General features: G+C 58.2%; 14 protein-coding genes and 4 tRNA genes. 6 read left to right on the top strand and 12 right to left on the bottom strand.

Features of this window, described 5'->3' with window-relative positions:
* Nucleotide 1: 1 nt before the first annotated feature.
* The 3 genes from ABTV22_RS19410 to ABTV22_RS19420 all read left to right on the top strand — a co-directional run bounded on the left by ABTV22_RS19410 (nt 2) and on the right by ABTV22_RS19420 (nt 4,043).
* Nucleotides 2-919: a dihydrodipicolinate synthase family protein gene (locus tag ABTV22_RS19410; protein WP_007944309.1), complete on the top strand. Its 918-nt coding sequence runs from the start codon at nt 2-4 to the stop codon at nt 917-919.
* A gap of 71 nt (nt 920-990) precedes the next feature.
* Entirely contained in the window at nt 991-2,388 is a 1,398-nt protein-coding gene (gene abaF / locus ABTV22_RS19415) for a fosfomycin efflux MFS transporter AbaF (protein WP_433736113.1), read from the top strand.
* 74 nt (nt 2,389-2,462) lie between these two features.
* The gene (locus ABTV22_RS19420) at nt 2,463-4,043 is read left to right on the top strand and encodes an aldehyde dehydrogenase (NADP(+)) (RefSeq protein ID WP_433736114.1); all 1,581 of its coding nucleotides are present in this window, start codon (nt 2,463-2,465) and stop codon (nt 4,041-4,043) included.
* Between the two features lie 51 nt (nt 4,044-4,094).
* Here ABTV22_RS19420 and ABTV22_RS19425 read toward each other — a convergent pair whose 3' ends face one another.
* Complete coding sequence (locus ABTV22_RS19425; protein ID WP_433736115.1) at nt 4,095-5,102, bottom strand: Ldh family oxidoreductase; 1,008 nt, start codon at nt 5,100-5,102, stop codon at nt 4,095-4,097.
* A gap of 262 nt (nt 5,103-5,364) precedes the next feature.
* Here ABTV22_RS19425 and ABTV22_RS19430 point away from each other — a divergent pair, with 262 nt between their 5' ends.
* Nucleotides 5,365-6,495 carry a carbon-nitrogen hydrolase family protein gene (locus ABTV22_RS19430; protein WP_433736116.1) on the top strand — a complete coding sequence of 377 codons (1,131 nt, stop codon included), beginning with the start codon at nt 5,365-5,367 and terminating at the stop codon, nt 6,493-6,495.
* A 3-nt stretch (nt 6,496-6,498) separates the two neighbouring features.
* On the top strand, nt 6,499-7,539 hold the full coding sequence (locus tag ABTV22_RS19435; RefSeq protein ID WP_433736117.1) for an AraC family transcriptional regulator: 1,041 nt from the start codon (nt 6,499-6,501) through the stop codon (nt 7,537-7,539).
* A 371-nt stretch (nt 7,540-7,910) separates the two neighbouring features.
* Here ABTV22_RS19435 and ABTV22_RS19440 read toward each other — a convergent pair whose 3' ends face one another.
* The 11 genes from ABTV22_RS19440 to ABTV22_RS19490 form a co-directional block, all read right to left on the bottom strand.
* Nucleotides 7,911-8,753 (bottom strand): DUF2242 domain-containing protein, encoded by an 843-nt coding sequence (locus tag ABTV22_RS19440; RefSeq protein ID WP_433736118.1) that lies wholly within the window; start codon nt 8,751-8,753, stop codon nt 7,911-7,913.
* A gap of 278 nt (nt 8,754-9,031) precedes the next feature.
* On the bottom strand, nt 9,032-10,903 hold the full coding sequence (locus ABTV22_RS19445; RefSeq protein ID WP_433736119.1) for a SurA N-terminal domain-containing protein: 1,872 nt from the start codon (nt 10,901-10,903) through the stop codon (nt 9,032-9,034).
* A 233-nt stretch (nt 10,904-11,136) separates the two neighbouring features.
* Nucleotides 11,137-11,409 carry an HU family DNA-binding protein gene (locus ABTV22_RS19450; RefSeq protein WP_002552737.1) on the bottom strand — a complete coding sequence of 91 codons (273 nt, stop codon included), beginning with the start codon at nt 11,407-11,409 and terminating at the stop codon, nt 11,137-11,139.
* Nucleotides 11,410-11,562: 153 nt separating this feature from the next.
* Nucleotides 11,563-13,959, bottom strand: coding sequence for an endopeptidase La (gene lon / locus ABTV22_RS19455; RefSeq protein WP_433736120.1), 2,397 nt, complete (start codon nt 13,957-13,959; stop codon nt 11,563-11,565).
* 242 nt (nt 13,960-14,201) lie between these two features.
* Nucleotides 14,202-15,485, bottom strand: a complete 1,284-nt coding sequence (gene clpX / locus ABTV22_RS19460; protein WP_433736121.1) for an ATP-dependent Clp protease ATP-binding subunit ClpX — start codon at nt 15,483-15,485, stop codon at nt 14,202-14,204.
* Nucleotides 15,486-15,597: 112 nt separating this feature from the next.
* Complete coding sequence (gene clpP, locus ABTV22_RS19465; RefSeq protein ID WP_008034105.1) at nt 15,598-16,233, bottom strand: ATP-dependent Clp endopeptidase proteolytic subunit ClpP; 636 nt, start codon at nt 16,231-16,233, stop codon at nt 15,598-15,600.
* 92 nt (nt 16,234-16,325) lie between these two features.
* On the bottom strand, nt 16,326-17,636 hold the full coding sequence (tig, locus tag ABTV22_RS19470) for a trigger factor (protein ID WP_433736122.1): 1,311 nt from the start codon (nt 17,634-17,636) through the stop codon (nt 16,326-16,328).
* Between the two features lie 400 nt (nt 17,637-18,036).
* A tRNA-His gene (locus ABTV22_RS19475) sits at nt 18,037-18,112 on the bottom strand.
* Nucleotides 18,113-18,189: 77 nt separating this feature from the next.
* A tRNA-Leu gene (locus tag ABTV22_RS19480) sits at nt 18,190-18,274 on the bottom strand.
* Between the two features lie 58 nt (nt 18,275-18,332).
* Nucleotides 18,333-18,408: transfer RNA gene (locus ABTV22_RS19485), tRNA-His, on the bottom strand.
* A gap of 32 nt (nt 18,409-18,440) precedes the next feature.
* A tRNA-Arg gene (locus ABTV22_RS19490) sits at nt 18,441-18,517 on the bottom strand.
* A 275-nt stretch (nt 18,518-18,792) separates the two neighbouring features.
* On the opposite strand from ABTV22_RS19490, the gene folD reads away from it, so the two are divergent.
* Nucleotides 18,793-19,647: a bifunctional methylenetetrahydrofolate dehydrogenase/methenyltetrahydrofolate cyclohydrolase FolD gene (gene folD / locus ABTV22_RS19495; RefSeq protein ID WP_433736123.1), complete on the top strand. Its 855-nt coding sequence runs from the start codon at nt 18,793-18,795 to the stop codon at nt 19,645-19,647.
* The last annotated feature ends 202 nt before the right edge of the window (nt 19,648-19,849 follow it).

The raw sequence follows: 19,849 nt of genomic DNA on the forward strand, positions 1-19,849 counted from the left end.
AATGAGCAAGCGTATTAACTGGAGTGGCGTCTTCCCTGCGGTAACCACTCAATTCAACGATGACTTTTCCATCAACTTGGACAAGACCCATCAGGTGATTTCCAACGTCATCCGTGACGGTGTTTCGGGGCTGGTGGTGTGCGGTTCGGTGGGTGAAAACACATCGTTGACCGCTGAAGAAAAAATCGCCGTGACCGAAGTAGCGGTCGATGCCTCTCGCGGGCGGGTGCCGGTGATTTGCGGCGTGGCCGAGTTCACCAGCGTGCAAGCGGCCAAGGTGGCCAACGCCGTGCGCAAGGTCGGTGTCGATGGCGTGATGCTGATGCCGGCGCTGGTCTACGGCTCCAAGCCGTTCGAAACCGCCGAGCACTACCGCTACGTGGCAAAAAACGCCGACGTGCCGCTGATGGTCTACAACAACCCGCCGATCTACAAAAACGACGTCACCCCGGACATCCTGATTTCCCTGGCTGACTGCGACAACGTGGTGTGCTTCAAGGACTCCTCCGGTGACACCCGGCGCTTCATCGACGTGCGCAATGAAGTGGGTGACCGTTTCGTGCTGTTCGCGGGCCTGGACGACGTGGTGCTCGAAAGCATCGCCGTGGGCGCCGAGGGCTGGGTATCGGGCATGTCCAACGTGTTCCCCAAGGAAGGCGAAACCATCTTCCGCCTGGCCAAGGCCGGACGCTTTGCCGAAGCCATGCCGATCTACGAATGGCTGATGCCAATCCTGCACCTGGACGCCCGTGCCGACCTGGTGCAGTGCATCAAGTTGTGCGAAGCCATCGCCGGTCGCGGCAGCGCGCTGACCCGTCCACCACGCCTGGCGCTGCCGGAAGCTGATCGGGTGTTCGTCGAGCAGATCATGGCCAAGGCCCTGGCCAACCGTCCGCAACTGCCGGATGTCGGTCTCTGAGTGAGTGCCGGGCGGGTCTTCGCGGACCCGGCCCGGCTGCCTGTTTTTGCGCCTCTACAGGAAACATCAGCATGTCCAACACTCAACACCCGCAAAGCGCAACCACACCCTCGGGACTCAAGCGTGTCGTGGCCGCCGCCATGGCTGGTACCGTCGCCGAGTGGTATGAATTCTTCCTTTATGGCACCGCCTCGGCGCTGGTCTTCGGTCAATTGTTCTTTCGCCAGACCGGCAGCGCCATCGACGGTATCATCGCCGCCTTCGCCCTGTATGCCGTGGGCTTTCTCGCCCGTCCGTTGGGCGGCCTGGTGTTCGGTCATTACGGTGACAAATTCGGCCGCAAGCGCCTGCTGCAACTGAGCCTGGTGGTGGTCGGCATCACCACCTTCCTGATGGGCTGCCTGCCCGGCTTCAACCAGATCGGCTACGCCGCGCCGGTGCTGCTGGTGCTGCTGCGACTGATCCAGGGCTTCGCCTTCGGTGGCGAATGGGGCGGTGCGATTCTACTGGTGTCCGAACACTGCCCGGACAACCGGCGCGGCTTCTGGGCCAGTTGGCCGCAAGCCGGCGTTCCGGCGGGGAACCTGGTGGCGACGGTGGCCTTGCTGCTGTTGTCTTCGAACCTGTCGGAGGAGCAATTTCTCGCCTGGGGCTGGCGCGTGGCGTTCTGGTTCTCGGCCGTCGTCGTATTGATCGGCTACTGGATTCGCACCAGCGTCGATGACGCCCCCATCTTCAAACAGGCCCAGGCCCGTCAAGCCCAAACCCGTCAGCAGCAACTGGGTGTGGTCGAAGTACTGCGTCATCACTGGCGCTCGGTGCTGGTGGGCATCGGTGCGCGGTTTGCCGAAAACATCCTCTACTACACCGTCGTCACCTTCTCGATCACTTACCTGAAACTGGTGGTGAACAAGGACACCTCGGAAATTCTGCTGCTGATGTTCGGCGCCCACCTGTTGCACTTCTTCATGATTCCGCTGATGGGGTATCTGTCCGATCTGGTCGGGCGCAAGCCGGTATACCTGGTCGGTGCGGTGCTCACGGCGTTCTGGGGCTTCGTCGGCTTTCCCATGATGGACACCGGCAACGCCTGGCTGATCATGGCCGCCATTACCCTGGGCCTGGCCATTGAGTCCATGACCTATGCGCCCTACTCGGCGCTGATGGCCGAAATGTTCCCGACCCATGTGCGCTATACCGCGTTGTCACTGTGCTACCAGGTGGCGCCGATCTTCGCCGGCTCACTCGCCCCGCTGATTGCGATCACCCTGCTCAACAAGTACCACAGCTCGACACCGATCGCGCTCTATCTGGTCGGCGCTTCGCTGATCTCCATCGTCGCCGTCGGCCTGACCCGGGAAACCCGTGGCAAGTCGCTGCATCTGGTCGACAGCGAATCCGCCGCCCGCGTCGCCGCGCAAAATGGCGCCGAACCGATTGCCACTCGCCGTGGCGATTCGCTGGCCTGACTTGCGCCTTGCGTGAGCCGGCTTACCGGATCACGCAGGTTTACCACCGCCCCACATTCCGTCAGGAGTTATTCATGCCCGAGATCATCGGACACAACTACATTGGCGGCGCGCGCAGCGCCGCTGGCGCCACCGCCGTGCACAGCTTCGATGCCACAACCGGTGAAGCACTGCCCTGGTCGTTCATGCAGGCCACCGTGGCCGAAGTCGACGCCGCCGCCCTTGCCGCCGCAGCCGCCTACCCTATCTTCCGTTCGCTCCCGGCCAGCCGTCGTGCCGAGTTTCTCGAGGCCATCGCCACGCAACTGGAGGCGTTGGACGAAGACTTCGTGGCCCTGTTGACCCGCGAGACCGCACTGCCGACCGCTCGCATCCAGGGCGAACGCGCGCGTACCGCCAACCAGATGCGCCTGTTTGCCCAAGTCCTGCGTCGCGGTGATTTTTATGGGGCACGCATCGACCGCGCCCTGCCCGAGCGCCAGCCATTGCCACGGGTGGATTTGCGCCAATACCGGATCGGTGTCGGGCCGGTGGCGGTGTTCGGTGCGAGCAATTTCCCGCTGGCCTTCTCCACCGCCGGTGGCGATACCGCGGCCGCGCTGGCCGCCGGTTGTCCGGTGGTGTTCAAGGCCCACAGCGGGCACATGGCGACCGCCGAGCAGGTGGCCGAGGCGATCATCCGCGCCGCCGAGCAAACCGGTATGCCCAAGGGCGTGTTCAACATGATCTACGGTGCGGGGGTCGGCGAAGCGTTGGTCAAGCATCCGGCGATCCAGGCCGTGGGCTTTACCGGTTCGCTCAAGGGTGGTCGCGCGTTGTGCGATATGGCCGCCGCACGGCCCCAGCCGATCCCGGTGTTTGCGGAGATGAGCAGCATCAATCCGGTGGTGGTATTGCCCGAAGCACTACAGGCACGTGGCGAGAAAATTGCCGGTGAACTCGTCGCTTCCGTGGTCCAGGGCTGCGGCCAGTTCTGCACCAATCCGGGCCTGGTGATCGGCATTCGCTCGCCCGCATTCAGCACCTTCACCGCGACGCTGAGCACACTGATGGCCGAACAACCGGCACAGACCATGCTCAATCGCGGCACGCTCGGCAGCTATGCCAAGGGTGTGCAGGCCTTGCATGCGCAGCCGGGTATCGAGCATCTGGCCGGGCATGAACAACAAGGCACGCAGGCACAACCGCAACTATTCCAGGCCGACGTCAGCCTTTTGCTTGAGGGCAATCCGCTGTTGCAGGAAGAAGTGTTCGGGCCGGCGACCGTGCTGGTGGAGGTCGCCGACGAAGTCGAACTGCAGCGTGTCTTGCACAGCCTGCATGGGCAACTCACGGCGACGCTGATCGCCGAGGCCGGCGACCTGCAACATCACGCCGGACTGCTGCCGCTGCTGGAACAGAAAGTCGGCCGAGTGCTGTTCAACGGCTACCCCACCGGGGTCGAAGTCTGCGATGCCATGGTGCATGGCGGGCCTTATCCGGCGACTTCCGATGCCCGAGGCACTTCGGTCGGCAGCCTGGCCATCGAACGGTTCCTGCGCCCGGTGTGTTACCAGAACTGCCCCGACGCGCTGTTGCCCGATCCGTTGAAAAACGCCAATCCGCTGGGTATCGCGCGGTTGGTGGATGGTATGAGTCAGCGCGATCCGCTTTGATCGAATGCGCCACCGATCTATCGGTGGCGCATTTTTATCTTGCCGGCAAACTTATCCCAGCAGTGCCTTGAGGTCGTGGTACAAGGCCTCGGGAATCTGCACACCCTCCTCCAGACTCCGCGTTCGCGCCTCGTAACGTCGTTGCGATGGCAACCGTGCACCCTGCCCCTGAATGCTCTCGAACAGCACTTCTGCGCGCGCCAGATGATGCTCGCTGGCGTCACCGAGAAAGCGCTTGGGATCGAAGGCGATGATCAGTTCGCCATGGTACGGCGACGACTTGCTGCCGGCATCGAAGGCCAGTGATTCGGCACTGGTCAGGTCGCCGATCAACGGCCCGGCGATCAACTCCACCATCGCCGCCAGCGCCGAGCCCTTGTGCCCGCCGAACGTCAGCATCGCACCGGCATCGAGCACCACGTTGGCATCGGTGCTCGGCTGCCCCAACCCGTCCACGCCCCAACCCTCGGGAATCGCCTTACCGGCACGCCGGTGCAGTTCGATATCACCTCGGGCAATCGCGCTGGTGGCGAAGTCGAACACAAACGGGTCCTTGCCCGGACGCGGCCAGCCGAACGCAATGGGATTGGTGCCGAACACCGGCTTGTGACCACCGGCCGGTGCCACCCAGGCGTGACTGGGATTGCACGCCAGCGCCACCAGGCCAGCGGCGGTCAGTTGCTCGATCTCCACCCACAGCGCCGAGAAATGCACGCAGCGATTGATCGCCAGTGCGGCAATCCCATTGGTCCGGGTTTTGTGCATCAGCAACGGCAAACCGGCCTGAAATGCCAGTTGCGAAAAACCGCCTCGGGCATCGACACGCACAATCGACGGCGCTTGATCGATCACCTGCGGCTCGGCATCGGCCGCCACCTTGCCGGCCCTGAGCGAGTTGACGCAGCCCAGAACCCGGTACAATCCGTGGGAGGCGCAACCGTCGCGTTCACCGGCAATCACCGTGGCGGTAACGGCCTGAGCGTGGGCCAGGTTAAAACCGTTGTGCAGCAAGATCGATTCGGCCAGCTCGCGAGCTTCGGCCAGGGTCAGTCGGATCATAATCCACTCCTTGAACAGACCCTGCAGACTGGCGCACTCGCACCTCCCTGGCTTGATCGCTTTAGGCCGCTGCGATGACGAATTCGGCACACTGTCCTTGTTGCGGCAGAACGTTCTGCGTGCGACCCGGCCCCATGCAAAACGTTAAAAAAAATCAAAAAAAACACGTTTATCTAGCCCCGGGCCGTGGTTTTACCGTAGCCTCGATGCCATTCCGAATGCCGAATCATGAATCCTGCACAAGGCTGTCGACTGCTTTCCCATGCGCAAATTTCTGTACCTGACCTTCTCCATGGCGTTGATCGCCGCCCTGACGACCTACGCAATGTGGGCCGCGGACCGGCCGGTGGGTCATTACCTGTCGGACCTGCGGATCAATCTGGCCATCGATCAGGGTACACCCGGCGACCGCGGCAACCTGCTGGGCATCCAGCCCGAGCTGTTTCCCACCGATTATCAAAGCCCTGAGCGCCTGCATCGAAAACTCGCGGCCTATCTGCAAAAAGCCCAGGAACAAGGTCTGTTGAACGACAAAACCATCGTCGTGCTGCCTGAACATGTCGGCACTTGGTTGATGGTCAGCGGCGAAAAGGATGAGTTGTACCAGGCCACCACCCTCAAGGAAGCCATGAACTGGCTGGCGGTCAGTAATCCCTTGAAGTTCGTCCGAGCCCTGATCAGCGCTGAGGGTCGCAGTCGCCTGGATGACGCTCACCTGCGCATGAAAGCCAAAGGCATGGCCAAGGATTACCAGGCCTTGTTCGGCGGTTTGGCAAAGGAATTTCACGTGACCCTGGTGGCGGGCTCCATCGTGTTACCCGAGCCCAGCATCATCGACGGTCGCCTGAAAATCGGTCGCGGCGCGCTGTTCAATAGCAGTGTCGTGTTCGGCAGCGACGGGGTACCGATCGGTCAGCCTCAACGGCAAATGCACCCAGTCTCCGAACAGCAGGACGCGATCAAGGCGAATCGCGAGCACACGCTCAACGTCGTCGATACCCCGGCCGGACGACTGGGTGTACTGATCGGCAGCGACAGTTGGTACCCGGACAACTACCGCAAGCTCGACGAGCAGCAGGCAAGGATCGTCGCGGTCCCGGCGTTCGTTGCTGGCCGCGGTACCTGGGATCAACCGTGGCGCGGCTATGTGGGCTCGTCGACACCCAGCTCTGTCAGCCTCAAGGCTGGGGAACTGAGCGAAGGCCAGGCCTGGCATCGCTTGACCCTGACCGCTCAACCCCCTTCCAGTCAGGCGATCGCCGGCATGAGCGTGTTCTTGCGTGGACAATTCTGGGACCAGGCCAGTGCCGGCCAGAGTTTTCTCAGCAGCAACGGACAGCATTTCGCCGATGGCAATGCTCACGGTGCGCGCTTGCTGAACCTGTGGTTGTAACCCATGAAACCGCTACCCATGCGGCTCGGCGACCTCACGGTGGGCATTGTTCACAGTCTGGCCGATGCCGTGAGCAGTCACGGTGCAGACCCGCAACCCCTGCTCGAACAGTACGGCCTCGATGCTGCCCGCTTGGGTGAAGCCGGCGCCCGACTGTCCATTCCACGCTTCATGCGCCTGGGACACAGTGCCATTGCGTTGACCAACGACCCGGCGCTCGGCTTGCGCATGGGCCAGCTCAGCCGTCTGAGCCAAGTCGGCCTGGCCGGCGTCACGGCGGCCCAGGCGCCGACGGTGCGCGAAGCGGCACGTTGCCTGATTCGCTTCGAAGCCTTGTATGGCTCCAACTATCGCGGTCAATCGAGCTTTCACGAAGACCCTCAGGGGGCCTGGCTGCGTTTTTATTCCATCAGCCCCTACAACAACTATAACCGCTTCGTCGTCGACTCGATCCTCTGTGGCTGGCTGCATCAACTTTCCAGCGTGAGCCTTGCCCCGCTGCAGGCCGAGCGCATCGAAATCGAGTTTGAAGCACCCGACTACCAAGCCGCTTACAACGTACTGGGGGACTGCCCGATTCAGTTTGGCGCCGAGCACAACCAGCTGCGCCTGAGCCTGGCCAGCCTCGCACAACGTAACCCAGAGCATTGCCCGAGCACCTGGCGCCACCTGTTGATGTTGTGTGAGCGGGAGCTGGAGCAACTGACACGCACCCGCAGCCTGCGTGAACGCATCACTCAGTTGCTGGGACCGTTGCTCAATGGTGGCCGGGAACCCGACCTGGAAGAAGTGGCGGCACGTTTGAAGCTACCGATCTGGACATTGCGCCGCAAACTGGCTGAAGAAGGCACGCAGTTTCGCGCCATTCTCAATGACACCCGTCGCGACCTGGCCATGACCTACATTCGCGATACAGAACTGGCCTTCGGAGAAATCGCCTACCTGCTGGGCTTCGCCTCAGCCGAAGCGTTTCAACGTGCCTTCAAGCGCTGGACCGCACAGACACCCGGCGAGTTTCGCCGCAGTCATAGAAAGTCAGCCTGAAAGCGTTGATTACAGCTCGGTAGCGTCTTCCGCAGGCTCCGGCGGATCCAGTTCGAAAGCCTGATATTCGAGCAGTTCTTCTTGATAGTCGTCCATATTCAAATCCCCCACAGCACATCGAAAAACGTCTGAATAAATGACCAGCGCCTTGAGCTTAAAGTGCCCGAGTGAAAGAAAAATGACGCGGGCACGACAGTTCGTCGCTACAAGATAAAACGTAGCAGGCGGTCAGGAATTTATCACAGGATTTTTCTGTAGGAGCGAGCTTGCTCGCGATGGATTAATGAGCGTCGCGTTCAACCAGAAAACGCGCGCCATCGTTAACGACTATCGCGAGCAAGCTCGCTCCTACAAGCATGCGTCCATGCCAATCATTGGCCGCTGACCGGCATGGCCCGGATCGGCTCGGAGGGTGGCGGGATGTCGCTCGGGTTGCTCGGTGGCGTGATCGTTTCCACGGCAGGCGTCGGCTCGGCACTCGGGGTCGCGGTAATCGGTGTGGCCTCAGGCGGCGGGGCTACCGGTTCGGACGCCGCCGGAGTGACGTCGGTCGGGGGTGTTGTCGCTTGCGCGGCAGGGGCTGGCTCTGTGGTGGTTTGCGGGGCCAACGGAGCTGGCGTGGCCTTGGGTTCAGGCACGCCCAGATCGGTTTTCGGTTTATCGGCGATATGCGCCGCTTCTTTCGCTTCCTTGGGCAGGAACAGCTCGACCAAGGAAAAAAAACGCTCGTAGAACTTGGCGGATGTCACGGTTTCGCTCGCGACCTTGACCATGGAATCGTCCGAGGAGCCGATCGGCATCGACACCGAACCCAGTACACCCACCCCCAGGCTGGCGGAGTTGTTGGTTTTCTTCAGTGCGTACTTGTCCTGCAGGGCATTGGCAAACACCGTGGCGTGATGTTCGACGTTACCGTCATCAGCGCAGACCACACTGAAACTGATTTCCATATGGTTCTCGCCGGTCTGCTGGAAACTCTTGTGCCCGCTGACCAGTTTTGGATCACTGCTGGTGATGATATAGCCCTGGCTCAGCAAGGCCCGACGTGCGGCTTCGCAGCTTTGTGCGTCGGTCACAGGGTAATTACGGGAATAGGTTCCGGAGTCGTCGAAGTTCTCATGCTCATAGATGGCGGCTTTCTTCGACGAGCACCCGGCCGCGGCGGCCAGCACCAACGCCAGCCCGGCAACACGCATCGGAAATGATTTAAACATTGAACATCCTGGGGAAAACGATTCGGGGCGTATTGTGCAACAGATCGATGCTTAGCGTCGCATCGATTCTGTCTTAAAACGGATACAGGGGTGTTGACCGCTTATAAACGGAAAAGGTCATGAATTGCTTCGCAAACGCGAAAAAGATCGCAGCCTTCGCCAGCGCCTACGGTCGTACGTCTGTAGGCGCTGGCGAAGGCTGCGATCTTTTGATTCTGCCATAAAAAACCCCGGCCTCTCGGCCGGGGTTCCTGTGTCACGCATCACTCAGTCCGACATCAGAAACGCTTGATGTCGGCCTGGCTTTCCAGCAGCTTGCGGTAAGCCGCGAAGTCTTGCTGGCCAACGCGCGAAGCGAGGTAGCGACGGTACTGAGCCTTCTCTTCTTCGGTCGGCGCTGCGGCTTCGTTGACGCCATTCAGACGCACGATCGTCAGGCTGCCATCGGGCAAGGTCACGCTGGTGAACGTCGGCTTGTCCTTGGCGGCAGGCTTAGGCATGCGGAACAGAGCCTGCAGTACGGTTGGATCAACCCCTTCCTGAGCACGGGTCGCCGCTTCGGTCACTTTCCAGTTCTGACCGTCGACAGCGTTGTCCAGTGCAGTCTTGCCATCGCGCAGGCTGGCGATCAGCTCTTCAGCCTTGGTCTTGGCGGCAGCACTGGCGTGCTCCTTGGCCAATTGGGCGCGAATCGGGCCTGCAACGTTCTCCAGTGGCAATTGCGCAGGCTTGAGGTGCTCCTTGGCACGCAACACGATCACGGTTTCCGGATCGAGTTCGATGGCCGTACTGTTGGCACCCTCATCCAGCACTTCCGGGCTGAACGCGGCGGCAATCACGGCACGGTTGGCCGTTACACCCTCACCACCTTCGCGGCCAAACGGCTTGGACGTGTGAACGGTCAGCTTCAGGTCCTGAGCCGGCTGGGCCAGATCGGAGGCTTCGAACGAGGCGTCTTCCAATTGCTTGGTGGCTTCGACAAAACGCTGTTCGACCTGCTGTGCTTTCAGTTCACGGGTCAGCTTGTCTTTCAGGCTGGCGAACGTCGGCACTTCAGGCGCTTCCACACCCAGCAGCTTGATCAGGTGAAAACCGAAGTCAGTACGTACTGGCTCGGAAACCTGATCCTTGGCCAACGAATACAGGGCTTTTTCGAACGCTGGGTCATAGACACCGGGACCTGCGTAGCCGAGGTCACCACCGTTGTTGGCCGAACCCGGATCCTGGGAGAATTCCTTGGCCAGGGCCTCGAACTTCTCGCCTTTGGCCAGACGGGCCTGGATATCGTCGATCTTGGCCTTGGCTTGCGCCTCAGTGGTCTTGTCGTTCACTTCGATCAGAATATGCGCAGCCCGACGTTGCTCGGAAAGATTGGCGATTTCTTTCTGATACGCCGCTTGCAAGTCTTCGTCCTTGACGCCGACTTGATCAAAGAAGGAAGCCTTCTTTAACTCCAGGTAATCGATAACCACCTGATCCGGGGTCATGAATTCCTTGGCGTGTTCGTCGTAGTAGGCCTTGACTTCATCGTCGGTCAGCTTGACCGCTGCCGGGTCAGCCTTGATGTTCAGGGAAGCGAAATCGCGAGTCTGCTTTTCCAGACGAGCGAAGTTCAGCACCTGTGCATCGGTGACGAAACCACTACCCGCCAGACCGGCACGCAGTTGGCCGATCAGCATTTCCTGAGCCAGCATCTGGCGGAATTGCAGGCGGCTGTAACCGAGTTGACGAATAACCTGATCGAAACGCTCAGGGCTAAACTTGCCATCCACCTGAAACTCAGGCGTTTGCAGGATGACCTGGTCCAGCGCCGCTTCGGAGAAAGCGAATTTCGAGCTTGCTGCGCCTTGCAGCAGAAGCTTGCGATCGATCAGGCCTTTGAGGGCCGATTCGCGCAGCATTTTTTCGTCGAGCAAGGAAGCATCGAAATCCTTGCCCAGCTGTTGCATGAGTTGACGGCGTTGCATATCGACCGCCTGGCTCAGCTCGTTCTGGCTGATTTCATCGCCATTGACCTTCGCCGCCTCGTTTTTGTGCGTCGTAGCCTTGAAAATGGCGTCGAAACCGGTCAAAGCCATCAATGCAACGATGACCCCGATAATGGTCTTGGCAATCCAGCCTTGTGAATTGTCCCTGATATTCTGCAGCATGCGTCCCCCATAAACGGTTGAACTTCGAAATTAGGCAACCGTGGAGCGTGGGTAGAATCCGGATAGAAGAAAGGCGCATCCGAGGATGCGCCTTCTCGTAACTGGCGGAGCGGACCGATGACTCGAACTTGCGAGCCTCGGTGTCTCGGATCGGCGACCTGCCGACTGGACTACCGCTCCGCTGCCAGGTCAGGCATGACCCCGACCCGGATAGGCAAAAAACTGAATCGAACTTAGTTGACAGCTTCTTTCAGTGCTTTACCGGCTTTGAAACCTGGTTTTTTAGCTGCTGCGATTTCCAGTGTCTTACCGGTCTGAGGGTTACGACCAATGCGAGCTGGACGATCAGTTACGGAGAAGGTACCGAAACCAACCAGAACAACAGAGTCGCCAGCCTTGAGAGCGCCAGTGACGGATTCGATTACAGCGTCCAGCGCACGGCCAGCAGCAGCTTTCGGGATATCAGCGGATGCAGCGATAGCATCAATCAGTTCCGACTTGTTCACTCTAAGTCCCCTTATATCTATCTATTTGAGTATGATTCTAAGTTTTTTTGGTGAAAGCAAAAACGAGTGCTGAATGGCCTACAGACACTTAAGAGCCGCTTTATAACAAGGGCTCTAAAAAGCTGTCAAGGAAGCCCCCCAGGCAAATACGTACTAATGCGTGCTAATTCTTTCCTTAGAATCGGACTCGCGCTTTTCATCCTTCGCGACAATCTCCGGAGCCACATCTGGCAAGGGCTCCGGCGCGTATTGCAGCGCAATTTGCAGGACCTCGTCAATCCATTTAACCGGTTTAATCTGGAGATCTTGCTTGATATTGTCAGGAATTTCCTTCAGATCGCGAACATTCTCTTCGGGAATGATCACCGTCTTGATTCCACCCCGGTGAGCAGCCAGCAGTTTTTCTTTCAATCCACCGATTGCCAATACCTGACCACGCAAGGTGATTTCACCGGTCATGGCCACGTCCGCACGCACCGGAATGCTGGTCAGAGCAGATACCAGTGCCGTGCACATGCCTACACCGGCGCTAGGGCCATCCTTCGGCGTCGCCCCTTCCGGCATGTGGATATGGGTGTCGCGCTTCTCGTGGAAGTCCAGGGGGATCCCCAGGCTCTTCGCGCGGCTGCGCACCACCGTCAACGCTGCGGTGATCGACTCGACCATCACGTCACCCAGCGAACCGGTCTTGATCAACTGGCCTTTGCCTGGCACGACAGCGGCTTCGATGGTCAGCAATTCGCCGCCCACCTGAGTCCATGCCAACCCAGTGACCTGCCCGATCTGGTCCTGCTGTTCAGCCAGGCCGTAACGGAATTTACGCACGCCCAGGAAGTGCTCCAGCGCGTCTGCCGTGACCTTCACAGAGAAGCGTTTTTCCAGCGCATGCTCTTTGACCGCCTTGCGGCAAACCTTGGCAATCTGGCGCTCCAGACCACGCACACCGGCTTCACGGGTGTAGTAGCGAATGATGTCGCGAATCGCTTCCTCGTCGAATTCCAGCTCGCCTTTTTTCAAGCCATTGGCCTGAATCTGCTTGGGCGACAGGTATTTGACAGCGATGTTGATTTTCTCGTCTTCGGTGTAGCCCGGCAGACGGATCACTTCCATCCGGTCCAGCAACGCCGGTGGAATGTTCATGGAGTTCGAGGTGCACAAGAACATCACATCCGACAGGTCGTAATCGACTTCCAGATAGTGATCGTTGAAGTTGTGGTTCTGCTCTGGATCGAGCACTTCCAGCAATGCCGATGCCGGATCGCCACGCATGTCGCTGCCCATTTTGTCGATTTCGTCGAGCAGGAACAGCGGGTTGCGCACGCCCACCTTTGTCATCTTTTGAATCAATCTTCCTGGCATCGAACCGATGTAAGTACGGCGATGACCACGGATTTCCGCTTCATCGCGTACGCCGCCGAGCGCCATACGCACGAATTTGCGGTTGGTGGCGTGGGCGATCGACTCTGCCAGAGAGGTTTTACCCACCCCCGGAGGCCCCACCAGGCACAACACAGGACCACGGATTTTCTTCACGCGTTTTTGCACGGCGAGGTATTCGAGAATCCGCTCTTTGACTTCTTCCAGACCATAATGGTCGGCATCGAGAATGTCTTCGGCACGCGCAAGATCAAGGCGAACCTTGCTCTGAGCCTTCCACGGCACCTGAACCAGCCAGTCGATGTACGAACGCACCACGGTCGCTTCCGCGGACATTGGCGACATTTGCTTGAGTTTGTTCAGTTCAGCCTGGGCCTTGGCCAGCGCGTCTTTGGGCAGGCCAGCGGCATCGATACGCTTTTTCAGCTCTTCGACTTCGTTATGACCTTCGTCGCTGTCGCCGAGCTCTTTCTGAATGGCCTTCATCTGCTCGTTCAGGTAGTACTCGCGCTGACTGCGCTCCATTTGCTTTTTGACGCGACCGCGAATGCGTTTTTCGACTTGCAGCAGATCGATTTCGGCATCCAGCAAGGCCAGAACGTGTTCGACCCGTGCCGACAAATCGATGATTTCAAGGATTTCCTGCTTCTGCTCGATCTTCAGCGCCATATGCGCTGCCATGGTATCGACCAGGCGCCCAGGCTCATCGATGCTATTGAGCGACGAGAGGACTTCAGCCGGGAGTTTCTTGCCCAACTGCACATATTGTTCGAACTGGGACAGCAGGCTGCGAACGAACACTTCCGACTCGCGCTCTGGCGCATCGACTTCATCGATCAACGAAACTTCGGCACGGCAATGGCCATCCACTTCGCTGAAGCGCTCCACGGCGCCGCGCTGCTCGCCTTCGACCAGAACCTTGACCGTGCCGTCAGGCAGCTTCAGCAGCTGCAGGACAGTAGCAATCGTACCGACGCGATAAAGTGCGTCTTCACCGGGATCGTCGTCAGCAGGGTTTCTCTGAGCCAGCAGAAGGATCTGCTTGTCGCCCGTCATCGCTGCCTCAAGGGCTTCGATGGATTTCTCGCGCCCCACGAACAGCGGGATAACCATGTGCGGATAAACCACGACATCACGCAATGGCAGGAGAGGCAATTCGATGGTTGTCTTCATGATTTCGCCTCTACGGCGGCCACAAGGCCGGAAACAGATGGAAGTAAGCTTGAAACCAAGATGGGGGCTACTTTCGAAAAAAACAAGCGGATAAAAGTACCGCTTTAAAGATTGTCCGATTGCGACCCGATTTCGCGGTCGCATCAGATAACAGACAGTGCCGGCCGCTTTCGCGCGCTAGCCTCGCGCCTACAAAAGCAAAGGGGCCCGAAGGCCCCTTCTTTGTACCGGCTGCGTGACGCTTAGGCGTCTGGCGCGGCCTTGGCAGCAGGCTCACTGTTTTCATAGATATACAGTGGCTTGGACTTGCCTTCTATAACGCTTTCGTCGATCACTACTTTACTCACCTCGGACTGCGAGGGGATTTCATACATAGTGTCGAGCAGTACACCTTCAAGAATGGAGCGCAGCCCACGAGCACCGGTTTTACGTTCCAGCGCACGCTTGGCGACAGCCTTCAGCGCATCGGCCCGGAATTCCAGGTCCACGTCTTCCATCTCGAACAATTTGGCATATTGTTTGGTCAACGCATTTTTCGGCTCGGTGAGGATCTGCATCAGAGCAGCCTCATCCAGCTCGTCCAGCGTTGCCAGGACCGGCAGACGACCGACGAATTCCGGGATCAGACCGAACTTGACCAGATCATCAGGCTCGACTTCACGCAGGGACTCACCGACTTTCTTGCCTTCTTCCTTGCTGCGAACTTCTGCGCTGAAACCAATGCCACCCTTGGTGGAACGGTTCTGAATAACCTTTTCCAGACCAGAGAAGGCGCCACCGCAGATGAACAGGATGTTACGGGTATCAACCTGAAGGAATTCCTGCTGCGGATGCTTGCGACCACCTTGAGGCGGAACGGAAGCGACCGTGCCTTCGATCAACTTGAGCAGGGCCTGCTGCACGCCTTCACCGGAAACGTCCCGGGTGATCGACGGGTTGTCAGACTTGCGGGAGATCTTGTCGATCTCGTCGATGTAGACAATGCCCATCTGGGCCTTTTCCACGTCGTAATCGCACTTCTGCAGCAGCTTCTGAATGATGTTCTCGACATCCTCACCCACGTAACCCGCCTCGGTGAGGGTGGTTGCGTCGGCAATGGTGAACGGAACGTTCAGCAAGCGGGCCAGTGTTTCGGCAAGCAGGGTTTTACCCGAGCCTGTCGGGCCGATCAGCAAGATGTTGCTCTTGCCGAGTTCGACGTCGTCATTCTTTTTGTCACGCTGGTTCAGGCGCTTGTAGTGGTTATACACCGCTACGGCCAGAACCTTTTTCGCACGCTCCTGACCAATCACATACTGATCAAGGATGCCGCTGATTTCTTTAGGCGAAGGCAATTTATGCGCGCTGCTCTCGGCCTGGGCTTCTTGCACCTCCTCACGGATGATGTCATTGCACAGGTCAACGCACTCGTCGCAGATAAAGACCGAGGGGCCGGCAATCAATTTGCGTACTTCATGCTGGCTTTTGCCACAGAAGGAGCAATAGAGCAGCTTGCCGTTGTCCTCGCCGTTGCGGGTGTCAGTCATTCGTTCGATCCAAATCCGATAGGCTTGCAACACAAGATGAAGGCTATTGCGGGCTTTTTCAAGCCCGCCGATGATCGGACCAGCCGACCAGCCTTATTTTGAGCTGCTTATTTTAAGCAGGGCGCTGGGTGATCACTTCATCGATCAACCCATACTCACGCGCGGCTTCTGCACTCATGAAATTATCGCGATTGGTATCGCGCTCGATTTCTTCAAGGGTGCGACCACTGTGCTTGGCCATCAGCGTGTTGAGGCGCTCACGAATGAAGAGGATTTCCTTGGCATGGATTTCGATGTCCGATGCCTGGCCCTGGAAACCGCCCAGTGGCTGGTGAATCATCACACGCGAGTTCGGCAGGCAGTAACGCTTGCCAGGAGCACCGGCCGTCAGCAGAAACGCGCCCATGCTGCAGGCCTGACCGATACAGGTGGTCGAAACGTTTGGCTTGATGAACTGCATGGTGTCATAGATCGACATGCCCGCCGTCACCGAACCACCCGGGGAGTTGATGTAAAGATGGATGTCCTTGTCTGGGTTTTCCGCTTCAAGGAACAGCAATTGCGCGCAAATCAGGTTGGCCATGTAGTCCTCTACCGGACCCACCAGAAAGATCACCCGCTCCTTGAGAAGACGCGAGTAAATGTCGTAGGCGCGTTCGCCACGAGCAGACTGCTCGACAACCATCGGGACCAAGCCGCCTGCGGCCTGGATATCAGAGTTCTGCTGAATATAAGAATTACGGAACATGCTCTGCAGTCACTCCCAAAAGTTATGTCTTGAATACGCATAAGCCAGCTCGAAGGCTGGCTTATGGTGTGTTCTTCTAACGCAAAAACAATTTAGTCGGCTTGTGGAGCTTCCACCGGCTTGACCGCTTCTTCGTAAGAGACCGATTTGTCGGTCACGCTAGCTTTCTGCAGAACAGTATCCACAACTTGTTCTTCCAGCACAACCGAACGAACTTCGTTCAATTGCTGGTCGTTCTTGTAGTACCAGGACACAACCTGCTCAGGCTCCTGATAAGCCGAAGCCATCTCCTGAATCATTTCGCGAACGCGAGCTTCGTCAGGCTTGAGGTCGAATTGCTTGACCACTTCAGCCACGATCAGACCCAGGACAACACGGCGCTTGGCTTGCTCTTCGAACAGCTCGGCTGGCAGCTGGTCAGGCTTGATGTTGCCACCGAACTGCTGAACGGCCTGCACGCGCAGACGGTCAACTTCGTTGGACAGCAGGGCTTTTGGCACTTCGATCGGGTTGGTGGCCAGCAGACCGTCCATTACCTGATTCTTGACCTTGGATTTGATCGCCTGGCGCAGCTCGCGCTCCATGTTCTTGCGAACTTCGGCGCGGAAGCCTTCCAGACCGGTTTCCTTGATGCCGAATTGAGCGAAGAACTCTTCGTTCAGCTCTGGCAGTTTTGGCTCGGAAACAGTGTTCACGGTCACGGTGAACTCAGCGGTTTTGCCAGCCAGGTCCAGATTCTGATAGTCCTCAGGGAAGGTCAGATTCAGAACGCGCTCTTCACCAGCCTTGGCGCCAACCAAGCCATCTTCGAAGCCAGGGATCATGCGGCCGGAACCCAGCACCAGCTGAGTACCCTTGGCGGAACCGCCAGCGAACACTTCACCGTCAACCTTGCCGACGAAATCGATGTTCAGTTGATCTTCGTTCTGGGCAGCACGATCGGCTACTTCAAAACGGGTGTTCTGCTTGCGCAGGATGTCCAGCATCTTATCCAGATCGGCATCGCTCACGTCAGCGCTCAGGCGCTCGACGGTGATACCTTCGAAACCGGCAACGGTGAACTCAGGGAACACTTCGAATACGGCTACGTATTCCAGGTCCTTGCCCGCTTCCAGGGATTTTGGCTCGATCGACGGCGAACCAGCCGGGTTCAGCTTCTGCTCGACAACAGCTTCGTAGAAGGAAGACTGGATCACGTCGCCCACAGCTTCCTGGCGAGCTTCAGCGCCGAAACGACGCTTGATTTCGCTCATTGGCACTTTGCCTGGACGGAAGCCAGCAATCTTGGCCTTTTGGGCGGTCTGTTGCAGACGCTTGTTGACCTGAGTCTCGATGCGCTCAGCCGGCACGGTGATGCTCATGCGGCGCTCAAGAGCAGAAGTATTTTCAACAGAAACTTGCATGGATATTCCTCGTTGCACAGACGTTAGCCGGCCGTTTCCGACCCCAGAATCAAGGGCATGCATTCTAGTGGGTCAAACTCAAGAAGTCACCCTACTGAAAACGGGTAAAAACGCAGCAGGCAATTTATAGGTGCGAATGCACGAATGCACCTCGCCCCTGTGGCGAAAACAGCCAATCATGCCAGGGCTCTGCGCCAACCTTTCTATATATAGAAGCGGTTGCCAACCATCTCCCTGGCAGCCGAGCTTGCGAGCAAGCCGGCGGACAGCGCGGCATCATCGGGAAACATAAATTCGACGAAACACCCCGCCCTGCGACCCCGAAACCAGCAGTCGCCGAAATTCGAACCACTGAAACAAAAAAGGCGCCAGACTATTAAATCTGGCGCCTTTCGGAATATGGGGTGGACGATGGGGATCGAACCCACGACAACGGGAGTCACAATCCCGTGCTCTACCAACTGAGCTACGCCCACCATATTGCGTGCCAAAGAAGTCAAACAACTTCTTTGTGAGCCCCAGCCATGTCATTTGACACGTCTAAAGCTTTATTTGGTGCGGATGAAGAGACTCGAACTCTTACGCCTCGCGGCGCTGGAACCTAAATCCAGTGTGTCTACCAATTCCACCACATCCGCGACTTGAAGCTTTTAAAGCAAAGGCGCCAGACCGTTAAATCTGGCGCCTTTCGAAATATGGGGTGGACGATGGGGATCGAACCCACGACAACGGGAGTCACAATCCCGTGCTCTACCAACTGAGCTACGCCCACCATATCGCGCTACTTGTGCCAAAGCTGCCTAATGGCGCACCCGGCAGGACTCGAACCTGCGACCATCCGCTTAGAAGGCGGATGCTCTATCCAGCTGAGCTACGGGCGCCTTATTAATCTGTACCCTTGAAGGACTACAAACTAAATGCTTTCCAGCCTTGCAGAACCTTGATTCCGCTTGACCTTCTTAACCAGTGCTAGGCTGTGCCCGACAAGTGCGACGAATAGTATAGAGCCCCCTAAAGGTCGTCAAATCCTTTTTGAAAAAAATTCATTTAATTAAAGGGCTTAGGGGAATTTACAGACCAAGCGCCTTTGCCCTCACCGCATGACATGCGAGAATGCGCTCTCTTTTTTTCCCCTCTCGATGGTTAATCACGCGCAATGACTGCACAACTAATCGACGGCAAATCGATCGCCGCCAGCCTGCGCCAGCAGATCGCCCAACGCGTCACCGAGCGTCGCCAGCAAGGCTTGCGTACGCCAGGCCTCGCGGTGATCCTGGTCGGCAGCGATCCCGCCTCTCAGGTTTATGTCTCGCACAAGCGTAAAGACTGTGAAGAGGTCGGCTTCCTTTCCCAAGCCTATGACCTGCCTTCCGACACCACTCAAGAAGCGCTGACCGAGCTGATCGATCGCCTCAATGACGATCCGGCGATTGACGGCGTCCTGTTGCAACTCCCTCTGCCCGAGCACCTGGACGCGTCCAAACTGCTGGAGCGCATTCGCCCGGACAAAGACGTCGATGGTTTCCATCCTTATAACGTCGGCCGTCTGGCTCAACGCATTCCGCTACTGCGCCCATGCACGCCTAAAGGCATCATGACTCTGCTGGAAAGCACCGGTGTCGATCTGTACGGGATGGACGCCGTGGTTGTCGGCGCCTCCAACATTGTTGGTCGTCCGATGGCGATGGAGCTGCTGCTCGCCGGTTGCACCGTGACCGTCACCCACCGTTTCACCAAGGATCTGGCCGGCCACGTCGGTCGTGCCGACCTGGTGGTCGTCGCTGCCGGCAAGCCTGGCCTGGTCAAGGGCGAGTGGATCAAGGAAGGCGCGATCGTGATCGACGTGGGCATCAACCGCCAGGACGACGGCAAACTGGTCGGTGACGTCATCTACGAAACCGCCCTGCCCCGCGCCGGCTGGATCACTCCAGTACCAGGTGGCGTCGGCCCGATGACCCGCGCGTGCCTGCTGGAAAACACCCTGTATGCAGCCGAAACCCTGCACAGCTGAACCTTGTTGCCAAGGTAGCCAGTGACTCTAGAAACCCCGCCCATGGCGGGGTTCTTTTTTGCCTTTGGAAAAGGATCGACCATCCGCCGGAAAATGACTTTTTTTTCATGTTTCCGGGGACTTTCACGCCCCCCTCGAACAACCATCGACAGTTATTCAGCCATACTCCAGAATGTCGCGCTTTTTAAGAAATAGCCCGTTA

Source organism: Pseudomonas putida (genome assembly GCF_050990305.1).
Lineage (GTDB): Bacteria > Pseudomonadota > Gammaproteobacteria > Pseudomonadales > Pseudomonadaceae > Aquipseudomonas > Aquipseudomonas putida_AH.

Coding starts and splice junctions, on each gene's coding strand:
- ABTV22_RS19435 (WP_433736117.1), top strand. CDS start 6,499: ATGAAACCGCTACCCATGCGGCTCGGCGACCTCACGGTGGGCATTGTT.
- ABTV22_RS19430 (WP_433736116.1), top strand. CDS start 5,365: ATGCGCAAATTTCTGTACCTGACCTTCTCCATGGCGTTGATCGCCGCC.
- ABTV22_RS19425 (WP_433736115.1), bottom strand. CDS start 5,102: ATGATCCGACTGACCCTGGCCGAAGCTCGCGAGCTGGCCGAATCGATC.
- clpP (WP_008034105.1), bottom strand. CDS start 16,233: ATGTTCCGTAATTCTTATATTCAGCAGAACTCTGATATCCAGGCCGCA.
- clpX (WP_433736121.1), bottom strand. CDS start 15,485: ATGACTGACACCCGCAACGGCGAGGACAACGGCAAGCTGCTCTATTGC.
- tig (WP_433736122.1), bottom strand. CDS start 17,636: ATGCAAGTTTCTGTTGAAAATACTTCTGCTCTTGAGCGCCGCATGAGC.
- folD (WP_433736123.1), top strand. CDS start 18,793: ATGACTGCACAACTAATCGACGGCAAATCGATCGCCGCCAGCCTGCGC.
- ABTV22_RS19420 (WP_433736114.1), top strand. CDS start 2,463: ATGCCCGAGATCATCGGACACAACTACATTGGCGGCGCGCGCAGCGCC.
- ABTV22_RS19440 (WP_433736118.1), bottom strand. CDS start 8,753: ATGTTTAAATCATTTCCGATGCGTGTTGCCGGGCTGGCGTTGGTGCTG.
- ABTV22_RS19445 (WP_433736119.1), bottom strand. CDS start 10,903: ATGCTGCAGAATATCAGGGACAATTCACAAGGCTGGATTGCCAAGACC.
- abaF (WP_433736113.1), top strand. CDS start 991: ATGTCCAACACTCAACACCCGCAAAGCGCAACCACACCCTCGGGACTC.
- ABTV22_RS19410 (WP_007944309.1), top strand. CDS start 2: ATGAGCAAGCGTATTAACTGGAGTGGCGTCTTCCCTGCGGTAACCACT.
- lon (WP_433736120.1), bottom strand. CDS start 13,959: ATGAAGACAACCATCGAATTGCCTCTCCTGCCATTGCGTGATGTCGTG.